This is a genomic window from Stenotrophomonas sp. 115C5 (assembly GCF_056861055.1).
On record NZ_JBSPUQ010000005.1, the window covers coordinates 122,801 to 146,617 of the forward strand.

Annotated in this window: 21 protein-coding genes; 20 read left to right on the forward strand and 1 reads right to left on the reverse strand. The window is 67.7% G+C overall.

Annotation, left to right across the window (positions count from 1 at the left end; genetic code table 11):
* Positions 1-19: 19 nt before the first annotated feature.
* From gspE to pncB, 14 genes are all read left to right on the forward strand, one after another.
* A complete protein-coding gene (gene gspE, locus AC13FN_RS08740) occupies positions 20-1,744 on the forward strand; it encodes a type II secretion system ATPase GspE (protein ID WP_049435123.1) in 1,725 nt (574 codons plus the stop codon).
* Between the two features lie 24 nt (positions 1,745-1,768).
* The gene (gene xpsF / locus AC13FN_RS08745; RefSeq protein WP_049435124.1) at positions 1,769-2,989 is read left to right on the forward strand and encodes a type II secretion system protein XpsF; all 1,221 of its coding nucleotides are present in this window, start codon (positions 1,769-1,771) and stop codon (positions 2,987-2,989) included.
* 49 nt (positions 2,990-3,038) lie between these two features.
* The gene (gene gspG, locus AC13FN_RS08750; RefSeq protein ID WP_010482031.1) at positions 3,039-3,482 is read left to right on the forward strand and encodes a type II secretion system major pseudopilin GspG; all 444 of its coding nucleotides are present in this window, start codon (positions 3,039-3,041) and stop codon (positions 3,480-3,482) included.
* Positions 3,483-3,488: 6 nt separating this feature from the next.
* Positions 3,489-3,983 carry a type II secretion system protein XpsH gene (gene xpsH / locus AC13FN_RS08755; protein WP_043402658.1) on the forward strand — a complete coding sequence of 165 codons (495 nt, stop codon included), beginning with the start codon at positions 3,489-3,491 and terminating at the stop codon, positions 3,981-3,983.
* Entirely contained in the window at positions 3,980-4,399 is a 420-nt protein-coding gene (gene xpsI, locus AC13FN_RS08760; RefSeq protein ID WP_049435125.1) for a type II secretion system protein XpsI, read from the forward strand. The genes xpsH and xpsI overlap by 4 nt, the downstream gene beginning before the upstream one ends.
* A complete protein-coding gene (locus tag AC13FN_RS08765; RefSeq protein ID WP_049435126.1) occupies positions 4,396-5,028 on the forward strand; it encodes a type II secretion system protein J in 633 nt (210 codons plus the stop codon). The genes xpsI and AC13FN_RS08765 overlap by 4 nt, the downstream gene beginning before the upstream one ends.
* Positions 5,025-5,888, forward strand: coding sequence for a type II secretion system minor pseudopilin (locus AC13FN_RS08770; RefSeq protein WP_482984630.1), 864 nt, complete (start codon positions 5,025-5,027; stop codon positions 5,886-5,888). The genes AC13FN_RS08765 and AC13FN_RS08770 overlap by 4 nt, the downstream gene beginning before the upstream one ends.
* Positions 5,885-7,030: a PilN domain-containing protein gene (locus tag AC13FN_RS08775; RefSeq protein WP_482984629.1), complete on the forward strand. Its 1,146-nt coding sequence runs from the start codon at positions 5,885-5,887 to the stop codon at positions 7,028-7,030. Before AC13FN_RS08770 ends, AC13FN_RS08775 begins: the two co-directional genes overlap by 4 nt.
* Positions 7,005-7,724: a type II secretion system protein GspM gene (gene gspM, locus AC13FN_RS08780; RefSeq protein WP_049435129.1), complete on the forward strand. Its 720-nt coding sequence runs from the start codon at positions 7,005-7,007 to the stop codon at positions 7,722-7,724. The genes AC13FN_RS08775 and gspM overlap by 26 nt, the downstream gene beginning before the upstream one ends.
* Positions 7,714-8,508 (forward strand): hypothetical protein, encoded by a 795-nt coding sequence (locus AC13FN_RS08785; RefSeq protein WP_049435130.1) that lies wholly within the window; start codon positions 7,714-7,716, stop codon positions 8,506-8,508. Before gspM ends, AC13FN_RS08785 begins: the two co-directional genes overlap by 11 nt.
* 9 nt (positions 8,509-8,517) lie before the next feature.
* Positions 8,518-10,719, forward strand: a complete 2,202-nt coding sequence (gene gspD / locus AC13FN_RS08790) for a type II secretion system secretin GspD (RefSeq protein ID WP_482984628.1) — start codon at positions 8,518-8,520, stop codon at positions 10,717-10,719.
* A gap of 586 nt (positions 10,720-11,305) precedes the next feature.
* The gene (locus AC13FN_RS08795; protein WP_281055956.1) at positions 11,306-12,160 is read left to right on the forward strand and encodes a glycosyltransferase family 2 protein; all 855 of its coding nucleotides are present in this window, start codon (positions 11,306-11,308) and stop codon (positions 12,158-12,160) included.
* On the forward strand, positions 12,157-12,996 hold the full coding sequence (locus AC13FN_RS08800; protein WP_482984627.1) for a glycosyltransferase family 2 protein: 840 nt from the start codon (positions 12,157-12,159) through the stop codon (positions 12,994-12,996). The genes AC13FN_RS08795 and AC13FN_RS08800 overlap by 4 nt, the downstream gene beginning before the upstream one ends.
* 106 nt (positions 12,997-13,102) lie before the next feature.
* Entirely contained in the window at positions 13,103-14,281 is a 1,179-nt protein-coding gene (gene pncB / locus AC13FN_RS08805) for a nicotinate phosphoribosyltransferase (protein ID WP_010482009.1), read from the forward strand.
* A 25-nt stretch (positions 14,282-14,306) separates the two neighbouring features.
* Here pncB and AC13FN_RS08810 read toward each other — a convergent pair whose 3' ends face one another.
* On the reverse strand, positions 14,307-14,672 hold the full coding sequence (locus AC13FN_RS08810) for a hypothetical protein (RefSeq protein WP_010482007.1): 366 nt from the start codon (positions 14,670-14,672) through the stop codon (positions 14,307-14,309).
* Positions 14,673-15,131: 459 nt separating this feature from the next.
* On the opposite strand from AC13FN_RS08810, the gene AC13FN_RS08815 reads away from it, so the two are divergent.
* The 6 genes from AC13FN_RS08815 to AC13FN_RS08840 all read left to right on the forward strand — a co-directional run bounded on the left by AC13FN_RS08815 (position 15,132) and on the right by AC13FN_RS08840 (position 23,816).
* Positions 15,132-15,671, forward strand: coding sequence for a fimbrial protein (locus tag AC13FN_RS08815; RefSeq protein ID WP_010482005.1), 540 nt, complete (start codon positions 15,132-15,134; stop codon positions 15,669-15,671).
* Between the two features lie 85 nt (positions 15,672-15,756).
* Positions 15,757-16,485 (forward strand): fimbrial biogenesis chaperone, encoded by a 729-nt coding sequence (locus AC13FN_RS08820; RefSeq protein WP_049411192.1) that lies wholly within the window; start codon positions 15,757-15,759, stop codon positions 16,483-16,485.
* A gap of 92 nt (positions 16,486-16,577) precedes the next feature.
* Positions 16,578-19,142, forward strand: coding sequence for a fimbria/pilus outer membrane usher protein (locus AC13FN_RS08825; RefSeq protein WP_197643523.1), 2,565 nt, complete (start codon positions 16,578-16,580; stop codon positions 19,140-19,142).
* Complete coding sequence (locus AC13FN_RS08830; protein WP_054170994.1) at positions 19,133-20,167, forward strand: fimbrial protein; 1,035 nt, start codon at positions 19,133-19,135, stop codon at positions 20,165-20,167. The genes AC13FN_RS08825 and AC13FN_RS08830 overlap by 10 nt, the downstream gene beginning before the upstream one ends.
* 266 nt (positions 20,168-20,433) lie before the next feature.
* Positions 20,434-21,618 (forward strand): non-hydrolyzing UDP-N-acetylglucosamine 2-epimerase, encoded by a 1,185-nt coding sequence (wecB, locus tag AC13FN_RS08835; RefSeq protein WP_049435647.1) that lies wholly within the window; start codon positions 20,434-20,436, stop codon positions 21,616-21,618.
* Complete coding sequence (locus tag AC13FN_RS08840) at positions 21,615-23,816, forward strand: membrane protein (protein WP_049435646.1); 2,202 nt, start codon at positions 21,615-21,617, stop codon at positions 23,814-23,816. Before wecB ends, AC13FN_RS08840 begins: the two co-directional genes overlap by 4 nt.
* Position 23,817: the final 1 nt, after the last annotated feature.

The following is a 23,817-nucleotide window of genomic DNA, read 5'->3' on the forward strand; positions in this document are numbered from 1 at the left end:
CGATTGACAGGAGAGTCATGTGAACGCGCTTGCTGCTACCGCCGCTGCCGACAACGCTGAAGGCCGCATCCTGGATGCGCTGCTGGCGCGCGGCCGGCTGAAGGAAGGCGATCTGGCACGTGCGCGGCCGCTGCACGCAGAGGCCGGCGGCAGCCTGCTGGGCCTGCTGGTGCGGCTGGGGCTGGTCTCCGAGCGTGACCAGGCGCAGGCCAGCGCCGAAGTGATGGGCCTGCCGCTGCTGGAAGGCAAGCAGCTGCCGGAAGCACCGCCACAAGGGCTGGCGGAAGGCCTGCCGTTGTCACTGCGCTTCCTCAAGCAGTTCCATGTCTGCCCGCTGGCCCTGGATGAACAGGGCGTACGGCTGTGGCTGGCCGACGCCCACGATCCCTACCCGCAGCAGGCGGTGCAGCTGGCACTGGGCGTGCCGGTGACGCCGGTGCTGGGCATGCGTGCGGAGATCGATGACCTGGTCGAGCGCTGGTTCGGCCAGGGCCGCAGCGCGATGGGCGCGATCGTCGAAACCGCCGACGGCGAGGGCGGTGCGGTCGATGACATCGAGCACCTGCGCGACCTCGCCTCGGAAGCGCCGGTGATCCGCCTGGTCAACCTGGTGATCCAGCGTGCGGTGGAGCTGCGCGCTTCGGACATCCATGTCGAACCGTTCGAGAGCCGGCTGAAGGTGCGCTACCGCGTCGACGGTGTACTGGTGGAGGGCGAAAGCCCGCCGGCCAACCTCACCGCGGCGGTGATCAGCCGCATCAAGATCATGGCCCGGCTCAACATCGCCGAGCGCCGCCTGCCGCAGGATGGCCGCATCATGCTGCGCGTGCAGGGCAAGGAGCTGGACCTGCGCGTGAGCACGGTACCGACCGCGCACGGCGAAAGCGTGGTGATGCGATTGCTGGACCGCGAAACGGTGGTGTTCGATTTCCACCGCCTCGGCTTCACCGATGCGTTCCTGCCGCAGTTCCGCAAGGTGCTGGAGCAGCCGCACGGCATCCTGCTGGTGACCGGCCCCACCGGCTCGGGCAAGACCACCACGCTGTACACCGCGCTGAGCCAGCTCAATACCGCCGACGTCAAGATCATCACCGTTGAAGACCCGGTCGAATACCAGATCGAGGGCATCAACCAGATCCAGGCCAAGCCGCAGATCGGCCTGGACTTCGCCAACGCCCTGCGCAGCATCGTGCGCCAGGATCCGGACATCATCATGATCGGCGAAATGCGCGACCTGGAAACCGCGCGCATTGCGATCCAGTCGGCGTTGACCGGCCACCTGGTGCTGTCCACCCTGCATACCAACAACGCAGCGGGTGGCATCACCCGCCTGCTCGACATGGGCGTGGAAGACTACCTGCTCACGTCCACCATCAACGGCATCCTCGCCCAGCGCCTGGTGCGCCGGCTGGAACCGACCCACGCCGAGCGCTATGAGGCCTCGCCGGAGGAAATCGAACGCTTCGAGCTGCGCCGCCTGCAGCCGGAAGGGCCGATCCACCTGTATCGCCCGAAGCCCTCCGCGCTGGCGCCGACCGGTTATCTCGGCCGCACCACCATCATGGAATTCCTGGTGATGAACGATGCGCTGCGGCGCGCGGTGATGCGCCGCGATGGCATGGGCGAGATCGAACGCATTGCCCGCGAAGCGGGCATGCGCACGATGTACGAAGATGGCCTGTCCAAGGCCCTCAGTGGCCAGACGACCATCGAGGAAGTCCTGCGTGTCACCGAGGAAAGCTGATGCGCGCAGGACGCCGGGGCTGACATGCCGACCTACCGTTACAAGGCACTGAATCCGCACGGCGAGATCTTCGACGGGCAGATGGAAGCGGCCAGCGAGGCCGAACTGGTCGCGCGCCTGCAGGACCAGGGTCATCTGCCGATGGAGACCCAGCTGGCCGATGGCGGCGCGATCGGTGGCAGCAATTGGCGCAACCTGTTCCGCCAACGGCCGCTGCAGGGTGCGGCATTGCTGCAGTTCACCCAGCAGCTGGCGACACTGCTCGGTGCAGGCCAGCCGCTGGATCGCGCGCTGTCGATCCTGCTCGGCCTGCCGGAAGACGAACGCTCGCGCCGCGCGATCACCGACATCCGCGATGTGGTTCGCGGTGGTGCGCCGCTGTCGACCGCACTGGAGCGCCAGCATGGGTTGTTCTCGCGCCTGTACGTGAACATGGTGCGTGCCGGTGAGGCCGGCGGCAGCCTGCACGAAACCCTGCAGCGCCTGGCCGATTACCTCGAACGCAGCCGCGCGCTGCAGGGCAAGGTGATCAACGCGCTGGTGTACCCGGCCATCCTGCTGGTGGTGGTGGGCGGCGCACTGCTGTTCCTGCTCGGCTACGTGGTGCCGCAGTTCGCGCAGATGTACGAGAGCCTGGATGTGGCGCTGCCGTGGTTCACCAACGCGGTACTGCAGCTGGGCCTGTTCGTGCGTGACTGGTGGGTGTTGCTGCTGGTGGTGCCGGCGGTGCTGGCGCTGTTCTTCGAACGCAAGGCACGGCAACCCGCCTTCCGGCTGGCGCTGGATGGCTGGCTGCTGCAGCGTCGCGGCATCGGGCGCCTGCTGGGTGAACTGGAAACCGCGCGGCTGGCCCGCACGCTGGGCACGCTGCTGCGCAATGGGGTGCCGCTGCTGGGTGCCCTGGGCATCGCCCGCAATGTACTGGGCAACCGCGCGCTGGCCGCCGATGTGGAAGCCGCCGCGGATGAAGTGAAGAACGGTACCGGCCTGTCGCTGGCGCTGTCGCGCGGCAAGCGTTTCCCGCGCCTGGCGCTGCAGATGATCCAGGTCGGTGAGGAATCCGGTGCACTCGATACCATGCTGCTGAAAGCGGCCGATACTTTCGAACAGGACAGCGCCCGGCGCATCGACCGCCTGCTGGCGGCGATGGTGCCGGCGATCACCCTCGTACTGGCCTCGGTGGTCGGCGCGGTGATCGTCGCCGTGCTGGTGCCGCTGTACGACCTGACCAATGCCATCGGTTGACGATGGATCCCTACGCAACCCCGACACTCCGAAACTGAAAGGACCGACCATGATTGCTTCCCGTCGACCGATCCGCCTTTCCTTCACCGCCGCGCGCAACCAGTCGGGCATGAGCCTGCTGGAGATCATCATCGTCATCGTGCTGATCGGCGCGGTGCTGACCCTGGTCGCCAGCCGCGTGCTGGGTGGCGCCGACCGCGGCAAGGCCAACATTGCCAAGGCACAGGTGCAGACCGTCGCATCCAAGGTCGACAACTACCAGATTGATACCGGCAAGCTGCCCGGCTCGCTCAATGATCTGGTGACTGCACCGGCTGGCGTCGGTGGCTGGTTGGGCCCGTATGCCAAGCCGGCCGATCTGAACGATCCGTGGGGCCATGCGCTGGAATACCGCACGCCGGGCGAAGGCCAGCCGTATGAGCTGATCAGCCTGGGCAAGGACGGCAAGGCCGGCGGCAGCAGCGTCGACGCTGACATCCGCTACCAGCCGTAACCGGGCATGTTGCATTTCCTGCCGCGCCGGTTGCCACGCCCGCGCCTGCCCGGCAGGCGCGCAGCGGGTCTGTCGCTGCTGGAAATGCTGCTGGTGATCGCGCTGATCGCCGCGATCGGCCTGATCACCGCTGCCGGCCTGTCGCGCGGTTTCGCCGGCATGCAGCTGCGCAGCGCCGGCAAGGACATCGCCAACCAGCTGCGCGTGGTGCGCGCGCAGGCGATCGCCCGCGGCGAGCCGCAGCGCTTTGTCATCGAGCCGGCCAAGCGGCGCTGGGAAGGCGCCAACCAGCGCCACGGCGACGTACCGGCACAGCTGCAGGTGCAGTTCGAAGGCGCCGCGCAGCTGGCCACCGCGCCAGGACAGGGCGTGATCGAGTTCCATCCCGATGGCGGCTCCAGCGGCGGCCGCATCCGGCTGCAGCGTGACGACGCCGAATGGCGCATCGACGTGGGCTGGCTGACCGGTGAGGTCCGCTCCGGCCCCTGGCGGGCGCAATGAAGCAGCGCGCCCGCGGCTTCACCCTGCTGGAAGTGATCATCGCCTTTGCCCTGCTCGGGCTGGCGCTGACCCTGCTGCTGGGCAGCCTGTCCGGGGGGGCCAGGCAGGTGCGTGAGGCCGAAGTGCGCACGCGCGCGATACTGCATGCGCAGTCGTTGCTGGCCGAAACCGGCGTCGCCACGCCGCTGCAGGTGGGCAGCCAGCAGGGCGACTGGGAACAGGGACGCTACCACTGGGAACTGCAGGTGCAGCCGTGGGTGGAGCCACGTGCAGGCAGCGTCGTGCAGTCACCGTCGGCCGGTGCCCCCTGGCTGGCCGAACTGCAGCTGCAGGTGCGTTGGGGTGACAGCGAACGCGAGCAGCTGCGCTGGCGCAGCCTGCGCCTGCTGCCGCCGGACCTGGAGCGTGCGCGATGAAGCGCCGTGCTGCAGGTTTCACCTTGGTTGAAGTGATGCTGGCCACGGTGCTGCTGGCCGGTGGCCTGGCGCTGGCGTTCGCCAGCGTGCGCTCGGCGATGGCGGTCAGCCAGCGTGGCGAGCAGATTGCGGCCGAGAGTGAGCGCATGCGCGCGGTGCAGGCCCTGTTGCGGCGGCAGCTGGCCGGTGCGCTGCGCACGCCGCTGGAAGTCCCCGATCCCACCCGCGAACCGATCTTCTTCCAGGGCGAAGAACAGCGCATGATGTTCGCCGCTGATCTCCCGGGTTACCTCGGCCGTGGCGGAGCCTACCTGCACGCGCTGCAGGTGGACGGCCGCAATGGCCAGCAGCGCCTGCTGCTGGACCTGGTGCTGCTGCAGGAAGGCGAGCGCATCGCCGAGAATCCGCCGCGCCCACCGGAAGTGCTGGTGGAGAGCCTGAAGTCGGTGCAGCTGCGCTATCGCGGCATCGATGCCAGTACCGGCCAGATGAGCGACTGGATGCCGCGCTGGGACGATACCCGTCGCCTGCCGATGCTGGTGGAGATCCAGATCGTGCCCGCCAAGGGGGCGCCCTGGCCCACCCTGGTGGTGGCACCGCGCGCGGGTGGCAGCGGAGGCGCGCGATGAACCGGCAACATGGTGCGGCACTGGTCCTGGTGCTGTGGTTGATCGCATTGATGACCGCGCTGGTCGGTGCGTTCGCGCTGAGCGCACGGATCGAGCATCTGCAGCAGCGGGTGCTGGATGATGACGCACGTGGCCAGGAACGGGCGCGCGCCGGCCTGGAGTACGCGCTGCTGCGGCTGTCCGCCGATCCGCTGCGGGCGCCCTGGCGTGCCGATGGCCGCACCTACCGCTGGCAGTTCGATGACGCCAGCATCGAGATCAAGGTGCTGGACGAGAACGGCAAGATCAACCTGAACCTGGCCGACGTGACCCTGCTGACCGCGTTCCTCAAGGCGCTCGGCGAAGACGAAGGGGCGGCCCGGCAGATGGCCGGCGCCATTGTCGACTGGCGTGATGAAGACAGCCTGCTGCAACCGGGTGGCGGCGCCGAAGCGCCGGACTATGCGGCGGCCGGGTTGCCGTATGGCCCGCGCAACAAGCGTTTCGAGACGCTCGGCGAACTGCAGCGGGTACTGGGCATGCGTGGCCCATTGTACAAGGCCATGCTGCCGCACCTGACCCTGTACAGCCGCCAGGCGCGCCCGGATCCCCAGTACGCCAGCGCGCCGGTGCTGACCGCACTGGGCCTGGATGCGGATACCGTGCTGGCGCAGCGCGCGCAGCAGGAGCGTGACGCAGATACCGCTGGCGGTGCGACAACGCTTGCCAGCAGCAGCGGCACCTATAGTATCGAGTCTCGTGCAACCGACGGCAGTGGACGCCGGTCGGTGTTGCAGGCAGTGGTACGCAATGGCTCGGGCGGGGTTCCCGGGCGGTCCTACACAGTGCTTCGCTGGGAGCAGGGAATGACAGCAAGATGACGGCATGGCAGGACAGTGTGCGGCAGGTGCAGGGCCGGATCGGCCCTGGTGCCGGCCGTTTCCTGCGCTGGTGGCGGCAATCGCTGCTGGCCTGGGTGCCGGCACGTTGGCAGTGGGCACTGGGCTGGGCACAGGCGCGCCTGCTGCTGCAGCGCCAGGGTGACCAGCTGCAGGTCTGGCGAGAGGCCGGTGAGCGCCGCGAAGCGGTGGCCAGCGTGCCGTGGCCGCTGTCGCCGGCCGAACTGGACCGCGTGCTGGAACCGCGACTGCGCAGCCTGCCGCGGGTGTGGCTGCTGCCGGCCAGCGAGGTACTGCGTCGTCATCTGCGCCTGCCTGCGGCTGCGGCCGACCGCCTGCGCGCCGTGGTCGGTTTCGAGATCGACCGCCAGACGCCGTTCGAATCCAGCCAGGTCAGCTATGACGTGCGTGAACTCGGGAGCGCCGCCGAAGGCCAGCTGCAGGTCGAACTGGTCGCCTGGCCACTGCGCCAGCTTGAAGCGTGGCGCGCCAGCGTGGGCGAGTGGGCTGATGCACTGGCCGGTGTCGATGCCATCGACGCCCACGGTGACCCCCTGCGGGTGAATCTGTTGCCGCCAGGGCAGCGCCAGCTGCGGGTGGATCCGACGCGGCGCTGGAATGTGCTGCTGGCCGTGGCCGCGCTGGTGATGCTGGTGCTGGCGGCCCTGCAGCTGCTCGACAACCGCCGTGCCGCCGCCGATGAGCTGCGTGCGCAGGTTGAACGCAGTGCGCGCAGTGCGCGTGGTGTTGCCAGCGAACGCGCGCAGCTGCAGGCGCTGATCGATGGTGCCGCGTTCCTGGAAAAGCAGCGCAGCCAGCGCGCCGGAACGGTGGAAATCTGGAATGAACTGACCCGGCGCCTGCCGGAGGGCACCTACCTGGAAAAGCTGGCCATCGAGAACAACAACCTGCAGCTGATCGGCCTGAGCCGCGAGGCCTCGCAACTGGTGCAGCTGCTGCAGGATGCGCCGCAGTGGCGCAAGGTCAATCTGACCGGCGTACTGCAGGCCGATGGCGCCGCCAGTGGCCGTGACCGCTTCACCATGACCGCCGAACTGCAGCCGTTGCCGGCTGCGGCCCTGACCCGGGAGGCGGCCGATGCCGATGCCAAGCGCACGCCGTGACCGCTGGCTGGCACTGGCGCTGCTGCTCGCAGTGCTGGGCCTGGCCTACCTGCTGCTGGTGCACCCCTGGTTCACCCAGCCGCTGCGCGAAATCGATGCCGACGTGGCCGCCCTGCGCGAGCGCGAACAGCGCGTGCAGGCGCAGCTGCAGCAGCAGCCGCAGATCGAACAACGCCTGCGCGCCACCCGCGAGGCACTGCAGCAGCGGCCGGGCTTCCTGCGTGAAGCCACCGCCGAAGCTGCAGCCGCTGCGCTCGGCGCGAAGCTGCAGGATGCGGTGGCGATGGCCAGCCCGGGCAACCGCAGCTGCACCATCAGCAACCGCACGCCACTGACCGACAACCGTCGTGACGCCGAGTTCGTACGCGTTGCCATGCAGGTGCGCCTGCGTTGCGGTGTGGCCGAACTGGCCACGGTGCTGCACAGCCTGGAAACCGGCAGCCCGCGCCTGTTCGTCGACAACCTCAACCTGATCGCGCAGCGCTTCCAGCAGTCGCCGAATGAATCCGGGCTCGGCCTGGACGTGTCGTTCGAACTGGCCGGTTACCTGCTGCCCGGTGCCGCTGCCGATGGCGCTGCGCCGGCACCTGCAGCCGAGCCGGGCGCGGCGCCGCAACCGCCTTCGGCTGCACCTGCACCGGCACCCTCACCGGCTGCGCCGGAAGAGGGGCAGGAGGTGGCCGATGAAGCTTGAGCAGATCAGCCTGCGCACCGGTTTCCTGCTGGCACTGGCCGGCTGGGCGGCAGCGGTCTGGCTGGCCACCGGCTTCGGCCTGGGCAGCCAGCTGCCAGGTGCGGATGGCGATGCCGATGCGGTGCCTTCGTTGCCGGTGCTGCCGCCGTTGGCCGCAGAACGCATGGCCAGCGCCGACAGCTACAGCGCCATCGGCGAGCGACCGCTGTTCGCCGAGGACCGCAGGCCGAAGCCCTACCTGCTCGGTGGCAGCGAGCCTGCCGCCAGCGCCGCGCTGCGCCTGACCGGCGTGCTGTTGACCGGCGACTTCGGCATGGCCACCTTCACCACCGAACAGAACCGTTCGTTGCGCCTGCGCCTCAACGGTGAAGCCGTCGACGGCTGGCAGCTGGTGGCATTGCAGCCGCGCCAGGCCACCGTGATCGGCCCCGGTGGCAACCAGGTGCTGGAACTGGCGGTCTTCAACGGCCAGGGCGGTGAGCCGCCGACCGTGCTGCGCGGCGCCAACGGTGCGCCGCCGGCAGGTGCGATCGTTGTGCCGCCCCCGGCAGGCGCTCCGCCTGCACCGCCGCCGGCTGCGGCAACCCCATCGCCGTCGCCTGCTGCCAGTACGCCAGCGCCCTCGGCTGCGGCGGCCGCCACACCGCCTGCCACCAACAACGGCCCCAGCGAAGCGCAGATGCAGGCCATCCGCGAACGCATCCAGGCCCGTCGCCGCCAGCTGCAGCAACAACAACAGCAGCAACAACCGTCGCCGCCCCCGGGCGATGGCACCAACCGATAGAGTGAATGCATGAGCCTGCGTTTCCTTCCCTGGTCCTTTGCCCTCGCGCTGCTGGTCGGCTGCAGCACCGTGTCCGCGCCGCATGTGCAGCGCAAGGGCAATCTGTCGCCCACTGCCGAGGCCGGCCAGGCGGCCGATGTCGCCGCGGATGCTGCCCGTGACGCCCAGGGCGCTCCGCAGGCGGTGATCCGCCGTGGCACCGGCACCATGATCAACCGCGAAGCAGCACGCGCACCGGCACCGGCACTGCATGGCGCCAGCACCGGTGAAGCAACCTTCAATTTCGAAGGCGAATCGGTGCATGCGGTGGTCAAGGCCATCCTCGGTGACATGCTGGGCCAGAACTACGTGATCGCACCGGGGGTGCAGGGCACGGTCACCCTGGCCACGCCCAAGCCGGTGTCGCCGGCGCAGGCGTTGAACCTGCTGGAGATGGTGCTGGGCTGGAACAACGCACGCATGGTCTACAGTGGTGGCCGCTACAACATCGTCGCCGCCGACCAGGCGCTGGCCGGTACGGTCGCGCCGAGCACGGCGCCCGCTGCCAGTGCGCGAGGCTTCGAGGTACGGGTCATCCCGCTGCAGTTCATCTCCGCCACCGAAATGAAGAAGGTACTGGAGCCGTATGCGCGGCCCAATGCCATCGTCAACGTCGACAGCGGCCGCAACGTGATCACCCTGGGCGGTACCCGCGCCGAGCTGGAAAACTACATGCGCACCGTCGAGATCTTCGACGTCGACTGGCTGTCGGGCATGTCGGTGGGCGTGTTCCCGATCCAGTCGGGCAAGGCCGAACAGGTGGCTGCCGACCTGGAGAAAGTGTTCGGCGAGGAGAGCAAGACGCCCAGCGCCGGCATGTTCCGCTTCCTGCCCCTGGAAAACGCCAACGCGGTGCTGGTGATCACCCCGCAGGTGCGCTACCTGGACCAGATCCAGCAGTGGCTGGACCGCATTGATACGGCCGGTGGCAGTGCCCGCCTGTTCTCCTACGAGCTGCGCTACATCAAGGCGCGTGACCTGGCCGAACGGCTCAGTGAAGCCTTCGCCAGCAGCGGCAACCGTGGCGGTTCCAGCCCGGCCTCGCTGGCCCCGGGTGCGATGCCGTCGCAGCTGGGCAGCGACGGCGACCGTGGCATGGACAGCAACAACAGCAGCAGTTTCGGCTCGACCCCGGGCAGCGGTTCCAGTGGTGCCGGCAACGGCAGCATGAACCTGCCGCAGCGCCAGTCCGGCAACGTCAGCGTCAGCCTGGAAGTGGAGGGCGATCGCGTGGGCGTGTCGGCGGTGGAGGAAACCAATACCCTGCTGGTGCGCTCGACCCCGCAGGCCTGGCGCTCGATCCGCGAGGTGATCGAGAAGCTGGACGTGATGCCGCTGCAGGTGCACATCGAAGCGCAGGTGGCCGAAGTCTCGCTGGACGGTGACCTGAAGTACGGCGTGAACTGGTTCTTCGACAATGCCGTGGCCGGGCGTGCACTGACGGGAGCCTTGGGCGGCGTGACCCTGCCGGCAGCAGCGGGTGGCTCCTGGAGCAGCTTCGCCGGTGCCGCGACCGGTGGCGAAGGCCTGGGCTGGGCGTTCACCGGCCACAATGGTGCGGCGGTGGTGAGCGCGCTGGACAAGGTCACCGATGTACGCCTGCTGCAGACTCCCTCGGTGTTCGTGCGCAACAACGCCGAGGCCACGCTCAACGTGGGCGACAAGGTGCCGATCAACACCACCACGGTGAACACCGGCCTGGGCACCGGCACCTACAGTTCGGTGCAGTACATCGACACCGGCGTGATCCTGAAGGTGCGCCCGCGCGTGACCCGCGATGGCACGGTGTTCCTCGACATCGTGCAGGAAGTGAGCAGCGCTTCGAACGTACCTGACAACTGCAATCCGACCGAGCGCAACTGCAACCCGAGGATTTCCACCAAGAAGCTGTCGACCGAAGCGGCGGTGCAGAGCGGCGACACCATCATGCTGGCCGGCCTGATCACCGATTCGGGCACCGATGGCAGCAGCGGCATTCCCGGCCTGAGCCGGATTCCGGTGGTGGGCGCGCTGTTCGGGCAGAAGAGCCGCACCAGCCGCCGTTCCGAAGTGATCGTGCTGCTGACCCCGAGCATCGTGCGCAACAGCCAGGAAGCGCGCAATCTGACCGACGAGTACAGCCAGCGCTTCCGAGCGATGGAGCCGCTGAACCAGCCGCGCGCAAAGAAGTAAGGGGTTACGGCCGGGCTGCGCCCGGCACCCGCAGAGGCTAGAGCCGGAGCCAGAGCCAGAGCAACGGCAACAGCGGGTTTACTGAGGGGTGGCGGGGCACTGTGGGTTTGCGGGGACGCCGTAAATACGTCCATGTAGGCTTGGTCGCCGCATCCATGCGGCTCACACCCCGCAAACCCACAGTGCCCCGCCTTCGACAGTTTCCTGCTGCTGTTGGTAGGTGTCGACCTTGGTCGACACGATCCACGCCATGCGTGGATGACTCTCCATCGAAATCGAATATTTCGATATCTGTGAGATCTGAGCCGAGCATGGCTCGGCTCTACAGAAGAGCAGGCAGGTCGCGGAAAACTGTCGAAGGTGGGGTGGGTCCGGTTGCGGGGGCGTGAGCCGCATGGATGCGGCGACCGAGCTTACATGGACGTACTTGCAGCGTCCCCCGCAACCGGACCCACCCCGCCAACCCCAGGAACCCAGCTTTTGCTTCGGCTGTTGCTGTTGCCCTGGCCTGAAGCGGGTGCCGGGTGCAACCCGGCCGATACCCTCCCAGTGCTAGGCTGTGGCTACCGACAACCACGGAGGCGGGATGGGGGCGATCGTGTTGTTGCCGCTGTGCGTGGACGATGCCGCGCTCGACCGCTGCCTGGCCGCACTGGATGCGGGCACCGCGCCGGGGACCGCGGTCTGGCTGGCCGACGATGCGCAGACCGGGCCGCGTGCGCAGGCGGTGGTGGGACACTGGTTGGCGCACACGCCACTGCAGGCCGAGTACACCCGGCGTGCACGGCCGCTGGGTGAAGTCGCCCACCTGGACGAGATGCTGCGCGCCTGCGATGGCATGGACGTGGCGGTGCTGGCACCGGACAGCGTGCCCGCACCGGGCTGGCTGCAGCAGCTGCAGGACGCCTTCGCCCGCGATGCCGCCATCGCGACCGCAACCCCATGGTGCAATGCCGGCGAAACCGCTGCGTGGCCCCGGCTGGGCGAGATCAATCCGGAACCCGACGATGCCGTGCTGCTGGCGCAGACCTGTGCCGGCCTGCCAACGCTGCACCCGGAGCTGCCGTCGGCGGTCACCCACGCGGTGCTGGTGCGGGGCAACGCGCGCCGGCGTGCCGGGGGCCTGGACGTGGACAGCTATGCCGGCTGGAACGCGGCGCTGGTGGACCTGAGCCTGCGCATGGCCGGCCTGGGATGGCGCAACGTGTTGTGCGAGACCGCTTTCATCAGCCGGGCAGGGGAGGCGGTCAGCCGCGATGGCGATCTCGAGGCTCTGGCCGCGCGCTGGCCGGGCTGGGTGCCACGGCTGGCTGACTTCCTGATGCACGATCCACTGCACGGGCTGCGCGCCGATCTGCAGCAGCGCATGCGGCAGGCGATAATGCCGAAGGAACAGGGGGACCTGTTCGTCCCGTCTTCCGCGCCGGAGCCTCCTGCTTGAATGTTGCCATTGCCGCCATTGTCGTCACCTACCAGAGCGGCAGCACCATCGATGCCTGTCTCTCGCGCCTGCGCCAGGCGCAGGACGTGGCCGAGATCCGGGTGATCGACAATGGCTCGATGGATGGCACGCTGGATATCGTGCAGCGCCATGCCAGCCACGACCCGCGCGTGCGTTTCGTCGGCAATCCGGACAATCCCGGCTTTGCCGCCGCCAACAACCAGGGCGTGGCCGATTCGCACAGCCCATGGCTGGCCTTCATCAACCCGGACCTGATGGTTGAACCGGAAACACTGGCCGCACTGCGCAGCCGCGCGGAAGCGCTGGGCGATTGCCTGCTCGGCGTCGAACAGGTCGACGAGCAGGGCCTTGCCGACGAGGCCGTGCGCCGCCGCGACCCGGACTTCCTGATGATGCTGCGCTCGCCGGGCAAGGGCTCGAAGCTGGCGGTGCCGCGTGACCCGCAGCAGGCGCTGCAGCGGGTGCCGGCGTTGTCTGGCGCGCTGCTGATGATGCCGCGTGCATTGTTCGACTGCATCGGAGGCTGGGACGCCGGCTATCGTCTGCACGCTGAAGACCTGGACCTGTGCCGGCGCGCGCGCGAAGCGGGGGCGGTGGTGGCGATCGCCAATGACCTGCAGGTCACCCACGTTCGTGGCGTCTCCAGCCGCTCGCGGCCGCTCTTCGTCGAATGGCACAAGCACAAGGGCCTGTGGCGCTATTTCCAGAAGTTCGAGGCCAGGCAGCGTTCGCTGCCGGTACGGGTGGCGGTGTGGGGCGCGATCTGGGCGCACGCCCTGATGCTGGTGCCGCGTCTGCTGCGCAGGTCGTTGTAGAGCCGAGCCCACGCTCGGCTCAGGCAACAATCCGCCGGGCGTGGGCCCGGCTCTACGGAAGGCAGGCGCGCCCACGGTTCACTCCGCCGGGCGCATAATCCGCCCCATGCCTATCATCCAGTCCCTGCTCGACACCGACCTGTACAAGTTCACCATGATGCAGGCGGTGCTCCACCAGCACCCCGGTGCCCAGGTGCAGTACCGGTTCAAGTGCCGCACGCCCGGCATCGACCTGGCCCACTACATCGACCAGATCGACGAAGAAATCGACCACCTGTGCAGCCTGCGTTTCAGCGACGCGGAGCTGGACTACATGCGTGGCCTGCGGTTCGTGAAGCCCGACTTCGCCGATTTCCTCGGCTTGTTCCACCTCGACCGCAAGTACATCCAGCTGCGCGCGTCGAAGACCGTGCCCGGCGAGATCGAACTGGACATCACCGGTCCGTGGCTGCACACCATTCTGTTCGAAGTGCCGCTGCTGGCGATCATCAACGAAGTCTGGTTCCGCAACACCACTACTGCCGACTTCGCCGAGGGTGAGCGCCGCCTGCAGGCCAAGGCCGCGCTGCTGCGCGATACCCCGGGGTTCGAGCAGTGCCGCATTGCCGACTACGGCAGCCGCCGCCGCTACTCGCGTGACTGGCACGCCCGTCTGCTGCCGCTGCTGCGCGACGCGCTCGGCCCGCAGCTGGTCGGCACCAGCAACGTGCACTTCGCCCGCCTGTACGGCATGACCCCGCACGGCACCATGGCCCATGAGTATCTGCAGGCCTTCCAGGCGCTGGGCCCGCGCCTGCGCGATTCGCAGGTGGCGGCACTGGAATCGTGGGCACGCGAGTATCGCGGCGATCTGGGCATCGCGCTGTCCGACGTGGTCGGCCTGGACGCGTTCCTGCGCGACTTCGATATGTACTTCTGCAAGCTGTTCGACGGTGTCCGCCACGACTCGGGCGATCCGTTCGACTGGGGCGACCGCATGCTGGCGCACTTCCAGCAGCGCCGGGTGGATGCACGCAGCAAGGTGCTGGTGTTCAGCGATGGGCTCGACATCGCCAAGGTGATGCGCCTGTACGACTACTTCCGTGGTCGCTGCCAGGTCGCCTTCGGCGTCGGCACCCACCTGACCAATGATCTGGGGCCAACGCCGCTCAACATCGTGATCAAGATGGTCCGCTGCAACGGCCAGCCGGTGGCCAAGCTCAGCGATTCGCCGGGCAAGAGCATGTGCGACGACCCGGGCTACCTGGCCTATCTGCGCCAGGTCTTCGAGCTGCCGCCGGCGTAAACGCGTCGGCTTGCGGCACGCCGGCTTACAGGTAGTCGACCACCACCAGGTAGGCGCCCTGCAGCGGCTGCTGCTTCGAAGCCTGCACGCTGTAACGCTCGGAGAAGGCGATATCGCCGGCGCGCATCGCGCTGGCCGACACCGACAGCTTCTGGCCCTGGCGCTTGCCGTCGCGCAGCGTCGCGGCCTGGCCATCGGCAAGGGCCGTCACGGCCACCGTCGAGCCCTTGGCCGAAGGCGGGCAGGCGGCCAGGCTCAGCTCACCCTGGGACAGGGCCGTCGTGCAGCCCGGCTCGGCGATGCGGCCGCTGAAACGGATGCTGCCGCTGCTGGCCTGGGCCAGTGCGCTGACGGACATCAGGGCCACGCACAGCAGAATGGAGTTCCTCATGACACGTTCTCTGGTTCGGTGTGTCCTAGTTAGCGACAGGTTCGATCCGTCTTTAATAGGACAAATCCGAATCTGCTAGGGCCATCACCAAGAAAGAGTGATGCGCATCAAATAAGGCGATTTCCACCTGAAAAAGGCCTGTTTCCGCGCATGCCGAACGCGTCACCAGGAGCGTCATGCGGGGTCGTTTGTGACCTGATCCGGCCACCGTCACGTTCCCCACGCTCCCTGAATCTCGATTTCGCCTATCACGTCACATTTAGAGCGTCAATGAATTGGCGTTCAGAAAAATAATGAGACTTTCATCACAGTTGTGCATATACTTGCGTCACGGATTCAGGGGAAGGTATGTCCGAGTCCGGCCACAGGTGAGACGCAAGGATGGGTCTTGATAGCCCGGCAGTGCTCCTTGCTTCCTCCTCTACTTCTCATCTCTTCAGTAGGGTTAGGTAAAAGCGAATGCACAAGATCAATATCATCGCCGCTCTGATGCTGGCCGCCGCTCCGCTGGCCGCCAACGCCGCCGACGGCACCATCACCTTCAACGGCAAGGTGACCGACAAGACCTGCACCATCTCGACCCCGGGCGGCAAGGACTTCGCCGTCAACCTGCCGACCGTGTCCAAGAACACCCTGGCCACCGCCGGTGCCGTTGCGGGCCGTACCCCGTTCGCCATCAACCTGAGCAAGTGCAGCGCCGGCAACGTCGCCACCTACTTCGAGCCGGGTTCCACCGTTGACTTCAACAGCGGCCGCCTGGTCAACCAGGCTTCGGCCAACGCTGCCACCAACGTGCAGCTGCAGCTGCTGGGCTCGAACAACACGTTCCTGCCGATCAAGGCGGCTGGCACCGGTCTGGCCCAGGACAACTCGCAGTGGGTGACCGTGGCCGGCGACGGCACCGCCAACCTGAACTACTACGCTGAGTACTACGCCACTGCCGCCGCCACCCCGGGCGACGTCACCAGCAGCGTCAAGTACACGATCATCTACAACTGATCGTAGTCGTACCCGCACTGGCCGGCGTACGCGCCGGCCAGTGCATCGCGGCCCCAGGCCACATACCTCGAGCGTAGTACTTCCGATGAAAGCAATCTTTCCCCGGGCGCTGCTGCTGGCAGCGTTCACGCTGCCCTTCTGCCAGAACGCTCTGGCCGGCGTGGTGGTCAATGGCACGCGAGTGATCTATCCGGCGCAGGCGCGCGAAGTCACCGTGCAGGTCGACAACGTGGGCGATTCGCCGGCGCTGGTGCAGGCCTGGATCGACAGCGGCGACGCCAACCAGACCGCCGATACCAGCGATGCCCCGTTCGTGCTGACGCCGCCGATCGCGCGCGTCGAACCGGGCCGCAGCCAGGCGCTTCGCCTGATCTTCTCCGGCGCGCAGCTGCCGACCGACCGTGAGTCGGTGTTCTGGCTCAACGTGCTGGATGTTCCGCCGTCCCCGGACAACGCCGACAGCGGCGAACAGAATTACCTGCAGGTCGCGTTTCGTTCGCGCCTGAAGCTTTTCTACCGGCCGCAGGGCCTGAAGGGCGTCGCCAACGACGCGCCGGCAGCGCTGCGCTGGACCCGCACCGGCGACCGCCTGCGGGTGGAAAACCCGAGCCCCTTCCACGTCACTCTGGCCGAAGTACATGCCGTGACCGGCAGCAGTGAAAAGGCCGTCGAGGACAAGGGCGCGATGGTCGCGCCGAAGCAGAGCCTGGAGTTCGCCGCACCGGCGGGCACCGACCAGGTCCGCTTCATCACCATCAACGACTACGGCGGCCGGGTGGAACACACCATCCGCCTCGGCAGCACCGGGGGCTGAACGCGCCGCGCTGGCCCCTGGCCTGCGCATCCCGCCACCGCCGCTGTGCGGCGAATTGAAGGAATGTCAGTGTGATCGGAAACAGATTGACATTGTCGATCCATCAGGCGCTTTGCCTGCTGGTTGCTGGCGTGGCCTGCCCAGGATGGGCGCTGGCTGCCCCGGCCAATCTCGGCGAACAGGCGCTGATGGCGCAGAGTGGTGCGGCCAATGCGCGTGCACCGGAGTCGGCCCAGTTCAATTCCAGCTTCCTGTCTGGCCAGGCCAAGCAGGTCGACCTGGCGGCCTTCAGCAACGGCAACCCGATGGTGGCCGGCAACTATCGGGTCGACGTCTACGTCAACGGTGCCTGGCAGGGCCGTCGCGATCTGCAGTTCAAGGCCGATGCGCAGGGCCGTGTCGACGCCTGCCTGCCGCTGCCGATGCTGGAAGAAATGGGCGTGGACAGCGAAGCCGTGCTGCTGCAGCAGGATCCGTCCGTGCCGACCGACAAGACCAGCTGCGTGCCGGTCCAGCAGCGCATGGCCAATGCCTATGGTGTCTATGACAGCGGCAACCTGCGCTACGACCTGAGCATCCCGCAGGTGTTCCTGCGCCGTGAGGCACGCGGTTACGTCAACCCGGCGCTGTGGGACCGCGGCATCAATGCCGGCTTCGTCGGCTACAGCTTCAATGCCATCGACAGCGACAGCCGTGTCGAAGGTGGCCAGCGCAACCGCAGTGCCTACCTCGGCCTCAACGCCGGCATGAACCTGGGTGGCTGGCAGTTCCGCCACGATTCGAACCTGACCTGGTCCGAGGGCGACGGCCGCCATTGGCAGAGCATCGCCACCTATGCACAGCGCGGCATTCCGCAGGTGCGCGGCATGCTCACCATCGGTGAGGCCTACACCACCGGTGAACTGTTCGACTCGATCGGTTACCGCGGTGCCAGCCTGGCCAGCGACGACCGCATGCTGCCCGATTCGCTGCGCGGCTACGCGCCGGTCGTGCGCGGCATCGCCGAGACCAATGCACGCATCGAAGTGCGCCAGAACGAGCAGCTGATCTACTCCTCCACCGTGTCGCCGGGCAGCTTCGTCATCGACGACCTGTACCCGACCGGCTACGGCGGCGATCTGGAAGTGAGCGTGATCGAGGCCGATGGCCGCCGCCGCGAATTCAAGGTGCCGTTCGGTTCGGTGCCGCAGATGCTGCGCGAAGGCGTGTCGCGCTACTCGCTGACCGCCGGCCAGGTGCGCAACAAGCTGCTGGCCGATGAGCCGTGGCTGGTGCAGGGCACCTACCAGCGCGGTATCGGCAACCAGCTGACGCTGTACGGCGGCAGTGCACTGAGCGACGGCTACCTGTCGCTGCTGTACGGCGTTGGCCTGTCCACGCCGGTTGGCGCGTTCGCCGCCGACGTCACCCACGCACGTACGACGTTCGACCACTACGGCAACCACACCGGTGCCAGCGTGCGCTTGAGCTACAGCAACATGATCGGCGAGACCGGGACCAACCTGACCCTGGCCGCCTACCGCTATTCGACCGAAGGCTTCTACAGCCTGCAGGATGCGCTGTACGGCCGTGATTCGGACAAGCGTGGCATCGATCCGACCACCCGTGGTCGCCAGCGCAGCCAGTTCCAGGTGACCCTGAACCAGCCGTTGGGCCGTCGTGGCGGCGCGTTGTACGTGACCGGCTCGGTGCGCGACTTCTACGACCGTTCCGGCACCTCCAAGCAGTACCAGGTCGGCTACAACAACGCCTGGCGTTCGGTGAACTACGGCTTCTCGGCGCTGCGCACCGAAGAGGGCGTACTCGGTCGCTCGGATACCCAGTACCTGCTGTCGATGAGCGTGCCGCTGGGCCGTGGTACCCACCCGGTGTCGTTCAGTGCTGATCTCGGCGTGCGCGACCGCGGGGGCTACGACAACAGCCGCGTTGGCATCACCGGTTCAGCCGGTGTCGACAACAACTTCAGCTATGGCGCGGCCCTGTCCGATTCCCGCGAGGGCAGCACCACCGCGATCGGCAACGTCGAATACCGCAGCCGCTATTCCGCATTGAACGCCAGCTACAGCCACTCGCGTGACTTCCGTCAGGCTTCGGTGGGTGCCAATGGCAGCGTGGTCGTGCATCCGGGTGGTTTCACCTTCACCCCGCAGCGTGGCGACACCATGGTGCTGGTGGAAGCACCGGGCGCGCGCGATGCGATCGTCAGCAACGCCCCGGGCCTGCGCGTCGATGGCCGCGGCTACGCCGTGGTGCCGTACGTGTCGCCGTACCGCCTCAACACCGTCACCCTCGACCCGCAGGGCATGGCCCACGACGTCGAGCTGGAAAGCACCAGCCAGTCGATCGCGCCGTTCGCCGGTGCCATCAGCTACCTGCGCTTCGATACCCGCAAGGGCAACGCGCTGCTGATCCAGGTGCGCAACACCGATGGCCGCACCATGCCGTTCGGTGCGCAGGTCAAGGACGAGCAGGGCCAGCCGGTGGGCATGGTCAGCCAGGGCGGCCGCCTGTACGTGCGCAGTGAAAAGAACCAGGGCCGCCTGCTGGTGGAATGGGGCGCAGGCGCCGACCAGCGCTGCACCGTCGATTACCAGGTTCCGGCGGGCGCCGATGCGTCCAAGACCGGCTTCATCCCGCTGGAGGCAGCATGCCGATGATTTCTTCCCGAGGCCGCAAGGCGCTGGCTGCCGTGGCCGTGCTCGGTGGTGTGTTGCTGGCGCAACAGGCCAGTGCGTCGTGCCGCATCCAGTCCAGCTGGTTCACCGCGCAGGACGTGACCATGGACATGGGCCAGATCGTGATCCTGCCCAGCACGCCGGTCGGTGGCGTGATCAAGGAAATCAGCGAATCGATCACCCAGCAGAACAGCGTCGCGCGCTGCGACTGGTCCGGTGGCCGTTCCATCGGCGAGTACGTCAACGCAGCGCAGCGGCGGCCGGTCGCCGGGTTCTCCAATGTGTATGAAACCGACGTTGCGGGCGTGGGCATCCGCCTGTTCCGCGATTCCGGCGCCATCCAGACCTACTATCCGCACTCCATCAACTTTGCCGGCAACGCCACCATCTCGCTGATCGGCGGCACCTTCCGCATCCAGCTGATCAAGACCGCCGCGCAGACCGGCTCGGGCGTGATCGCGCCGAACGGTCGCTTCACCACCTATTACTTCGACGGTGATGGCGCCAGTCGTCCGGTGCTGACCTCGACCTTCAAGGGCTCGGGCACCACCGTGGTCAGCCCGACCTGCGAAGTGCAGGCCGGCAGCCGGAACATTGCCGTCGACTTCGGCAGTGTGCCCAACACCAGCTTCACCGGTGTCGGTTCCAAGGCGGTCAATCGTGACTTCGAGATCCGCCTGAACTGCCAGGGCAGCAATGTTGCGGCCTACCAGAGCAAGATCGGCATCCGCCTGGATGCCGACCAGGACAGCTCGAACATGCCGGGCGTGCTGAAGCTGAGCGCGGCGACGAACAGCGCCACCCGCATCGGCATCCAGATGGTCCAGCGTGATGGCAGCACCGAGCGCGAAGTGCGCTTCGGCCAGACCGTCAACATCGGTACCACCACCCCCGGCACCAGCACGATGACCTTGCCGCTGCGCGCGCGCTATGTGCAGACCCAGGCCGGCACGGTGGGTGCGGGTGTCGCGAACGGCCAGGCCACCTTCACCATCCAGTACGAGTAAGGCAACCCAGGCTGCGGCCACTGCTGCGTTTCACTGCAACGTCGCCCGTTCCACGGGCGGCGTTGACTGCGTCTTGATCTTCCAACGATGAAGATCAATGCCACGACGCGCGTACCATCATTCGAATGTGATGTACGTCGCGATTTTGGAGTTTCCTCATGAGGTGACCGTCTCCTGCCTGCGGGTGTTGGACGGGAACGCCGAAAGGATCCAGACGTGGCTACAGCTCCTGGCATTTCCTCGCGCCGTCCGTCCGGAGCGCTGCGGTGAAGGTCCTGTCGGTGTTCGGCACGCGACCGGAAGCGATCAAGATGGGGCCGCTGGTGCGTGCCCTGGGCGAGGCTGCGGATATCGAATCGGTGGTCTGCATCACCGGCCAGCACCGGGCAATGCTGGACCAGGTGATGTCGCTGTTCGAGATCACCGCCGACCATGACCTCGATGTCATGGTGCCCAACCAGACCCTCAATGGCTTGTGCGCGAAGCTGTTCGAGCGGCTTGACGCGCTGTACACGCAGGTCCGTCCGGATCGGGTGCTGGTGCACGGCGATACCACCACGGCGATGACCGCCGCGCTGGCCGCGTTCCACCACCGCATTCCGATCGGCCATGTCGAGGCCGGACTGCGCACCGGTGACATCAACCGGCCGTGGCCGGAGGAAATGAACCGGCGGGTGATCGATGTGGTCGGCCACCAGCTGTACGCGCCCACGCCCAGCTCGCGCGCCAACCTGGCCGGTGAACACCTCGGCGGGCAGATCCTGGTCACCGGCAACACCGTCATCGATGCCCTGCAGCAGACCGTGGAGCGCCTGGATGCCGACCCGGCGTTGCGTGCGCGGGCTGACGAACCCTTCCACATGCTTGATCCTGATCGTCGCCTGCTGCTGGTCACTGGCCACCGTCGCGAGAGCTTCGGCCAGGGCTTCGAGGACATCTGCCGCGCGCTGGCCGAGCTGGCCCGGCGGCCGGACCTGCAGGTGCTGTACCCGGTGCATCTCAACCCGAACGTGCAGGGCCCGGTCAACGCCCACCTCGGCCATCTCGACAACGTGCACCTGGTGCCGCCGCAGGACTACCTGCGCTTCGTGCGCCTGATGCAGCGCGCCGACGTCATCCTCACCGACTCCGGTGGCGTGCAGGAAGAAGCGCCGGCGCTGGCCAAGCCCGTGCTGGTCATGCGCGACGTCACCGAACGCCCGGAGGCGGTCGAGGCCGGTGTGGTGACGCTGGTCGGCACCACGCCCTCGCGCATTGTCGCGGCGGTCAACGCGGCACTGGCACAACCACCGCACCGGACCCACTTCGATCCCGACGCCAGCCCCTACGGCGATGGCCGTGCCAGCGCGCGCATCGTCGCCGCCCTGCGTGGCACGCCCCTTCCCGACTTCTCGCCTGGCCTCCGCAGCGGCGGTGCCGCCCACTCCCATCCACGCGAAGTGACGCCATGACCCAGACCGGCCGCTCTTCCCTGTTTGCATCCGCCGCCGCGTTCGTCCTGTCGGGCGTGGTTGGCAGTGCCCATGCCGCCGACAGCGTCGCCGGCCAGTTCGCCGAATGGAGCGGCGACAGCACGGTCAACCGGCAGATGACCCTGCGCGAACTCGGTTTCCGCCAACCGCTGGTGCTCAGCGGGCAGGAGAGCCAGCGCGAGGTCTACCTGCCGGTGCCGGCCGGCGTCGCTACCCGCGATGCGCAGCTGCAGCTGGACGGGCGCTATGTGCGTGGCCACGCCGGGCGCACGTCCGGCCTGTGGTCGGTCGATGGCGATCCAATCGCCGCGCGTTCGATCACCGATGCCCAGGGCGATGCCAGCCAGCTGCTGGCCATCGATGGCGAACCCCGCCAGAACGGCTTCGTGCGGGTCGGCGTCGGCTGGTGGTCGATCGTGTCCGACTACCAATGTGCCGACCAGAGCGCGCCGGCCAACGTGCTGCGGCTGTCGCCGGACTCGCGTTTCAGCTACCGCTTCGACGGCCGCGCCGTGGATACCGTGGCCAAGGCGTGGGGCGCGCTGCCCCCGCAGGTGCGCCTGCTGGTGGATGGCAAGGCACTGCAGGCGCCCGCCTACGATGCGGCCTGGCGCATCGGTACCGCGTTGCAGGCCGGTGGCAAGCAGGTGCAGGTGGTGGCGCTGCCCAAGGTCGGTGACAGCGTCGACCTGACCGGCATCAGCATCCCGGCCAGCCTGCAGGGCGTGTCGGCCTATGCAGCGCTGGCTTCAGGAGAGCGGGCATACGCGATCAAGGATCTGGCCGAAGTCGGTGCGCTGCTGTCGCTGCGAGACAGCGGGCCGTTGGCCGCCGATGTGATGATCGGCAGCGATGCGCTGCGGGCCGGCGTGCGCGCGGCACTGGATGCGCTGGCCGCACAGGTTGCCACCGCTGGCGCCGACGCGGGCACGGCGTTCGCCGCGTGGCGCGGTACCGACATGGGTGGCCTGGAAAAGCCCGCGACCACCGCCTCGGTCAGCGTGGTGGCCGTTGCCGGCCGTCCGACGCTGGTGGTCGACCCGGCGGCGGCGGGCAAGGTCGCCGGGTTGTTCGCCGAACAGTGGCGCAGCTATGCGCTGGGCCGCAGCCTGCAGGTCAGCGCGGCGGGCACGCCGAAGCTGGACGGTGACCAGGTGCTGCTGAGCCGGCTCGGCAACATCGCCGGCACGATGGATGTCGTCACCCGCGCGGACCGCAGCGCCACCTTCGACCTCGGTGCGCTGTCGGCCGACGGGCGCCTGCCCGAGGAGGTGGTGATCGACGTCTCGGCGGCCCCCAATGCGGCCGGGCAGGGCGCGGTGGCCACGATCCATTTCAACGATTACCTGCTGGGGGGCAAGGTGTTGTCGGCCAACGGCCAGCCGCAGCGGCTGGTGGCCAAGGTGCCGGCCTATGCGCTGTCGGCGCGCAACGAGATCCGCGTCAGCTTCCTGCGCCAGCCGGCACGCCCCTATTGCCACGATCCGGCCACCGCCTATCCGGTCTCGATCCTGCCCAGCAGCCACCTGACCCTGGCCAAGCGTGCGCTGGGCAGTGATTTCGTCGGTGCCAGCAGCCAGTTGTCACGCGGCAACCAGGTGTTCGTGCCCGCCACGTGGCTGCAGGATGCGCCGGCATCGCTGCGCAAGGTCATCGCGGTGGCCAGTGCAGTGGGCGCCTCGCCGGAGGCGTCGGTGCTGAAGGTGGTCGATGCCGGTGCGGCGGTCAGCCCGGGTACGCCGTGGCTGGCCTTCGGTGTGGCGCCGTCGGGTGTTGATGTGGCCGGCCTGAAGGACGGCCACCTGCTGATCGGCGGGAAGCCGCAGCCGCTGCTGGATGTCGGCGGCCTGGATCGCGCCGCAGTGGTGCAGGTCGGCACCTCCGGCGGCCAGCTCGGGGTGCTGTACAGCGACCTGGGCGCGCAGGCACCGTCGTTCGGCGCACCGTTCCGGCTGCTGCGCGGTGATCTTGCGGTGCTCGACGGCACTGATGCCGTGCGCGAGTTCGATCGCCAGGATCCTTACGGAAGCCGCGTTGCCCAGGATGGCAATCCGCAATCGAAGTGGGAACGGCACATGGTCTGGTTGCTGCTGCTGGTCGGCGTGATCGTGTTCGCGCTGCTGGCCGCCCGCGTCACCCAGGTGCGCCGCCGCAAGTCCGCCAACACAGGGCACTGAT

Excerpts from the sequence above, each read along its gene's own strand:
- xpsF (WP_049435124.1), top strand. The coding sequence starts at position 1,769 with ATGCCGACCTACCGTTACAAGGCACTGAATCCGCACGGCGAGATCTTC.
- gspG (WP_010482031.1), top strand. The coding sequence starts at position 3,039 with ATGATTGCTTCCCGTCGACCGATCCGCCTTTCCTTCACCGCCGCGCGC.
- xpsH (WP_043402658.1), top strand. The coding sequence starts at position 3,489 with ATGTTGCATTTCCTGCCGCGCCGGTTGCCACGCCCGCGCCTGCCCGGC.
- xpsI (WP_049435125.1), top strand. The coding sequence starts at position 3,980 with ATGAAGCAGCGCGCCCGCGGCTTCACCCTGCTGGAAGTGATCATCGCC.
- AC13FN_RS08765 (WP_049435126.1), top strand. The coding sequence starts at position 4,396 with ATGAAGCGCCGTGCTGCAGGTTTCACCTTGGTTGAAGTGATGCTGGCC.
- AC13FN_RS08770 (WP_482984630.1), top strand. The coding sequence starts at position 5,025 with ATGAACCGGCAACATGGTGCGGCACTGGTCCTGGTGCTGTGGTTGATC.
- AC13FN_RS08775 (WP_482984629.1), top strand. The coding sequence starts at position 5,885 with ATGACGGCATGGCAGGACAGTGTGCGGCAGGTGCAGGGCCGGATCGGC.
- gspM (WP_049435129.1), top strand. The coding sequence starts at position 7,005 with ATGCCGATGCCAAGCGCACGCCGTGACCGCTGGCTGGCACTGGCGCTG.
- AC13FN_RS08785 (WP_049435130.1), top strand. The coding sequence starts at position 7,714 with ATGAAGCTTGAGCAGATCAGCCTGCGCACCGGTTTCCTGCTGGCACTG.
- gspD (WP_482984628.1), top strand. The coding sequence starts at position 8,518 with ATGAGCCTGCGTTTCCTTCCCTGGTCCTTTGCCCTCGCGCTGCTGGTC.
- AC13FN_RS08795 (WP_281055956.1), top strand. The coding sequence starts at position 11,306 with ATGGGGGCGATCGTGTTGTTGCCGCTGTGCGTGGACGATGCCGCGCTC.
- pncB (WP_010482009.1), top strand. The coding sequence starts at position 13,103 with ATGCCTATCATCCAGTCCCTGCTCGACACCGACCTGTACAAGTTCACC.
- AC13FN_RS08810 (WP_010482007.1), bottom strand. The coding sequence starts at position 14,672 with ATGAGGAACTCCATTCTGCTGTGCGTGGCCCTGATGTCCGTCAGCGCA.
- AC13FN_RS08815 (WP_010482005.1), top strand. The coding sequence starts at position 15,132 with ATGCACAAGATCAATATCATCGCCGCTCTGATGCTGGCCGCCGCTCCG.
- AC13FN_RS08820 (WP_049411192.1), top strand. The coding sequence starts at position 15,757 with ATGAAAGCAATCTTTCCCCGGGCGCTGCTGCTGGCAGCGTTCACGCTG.
- AC13FN_RS08830 (WP_054170994.1), top strand. The coding sequence starts at position 19,133 with ATGCCGATGATTTCTTCCCGAGGCCGCAAGGCGCTGGCTGCCGTGGCC.
- AC13FN_RS08840 (WP_049435646.1), top strand. The coding sequence starts at position 21,615 with ATGACCCAGACCGGCCGCTCTTCCCTGTTTGCATCCGCCGCCGCGTTC.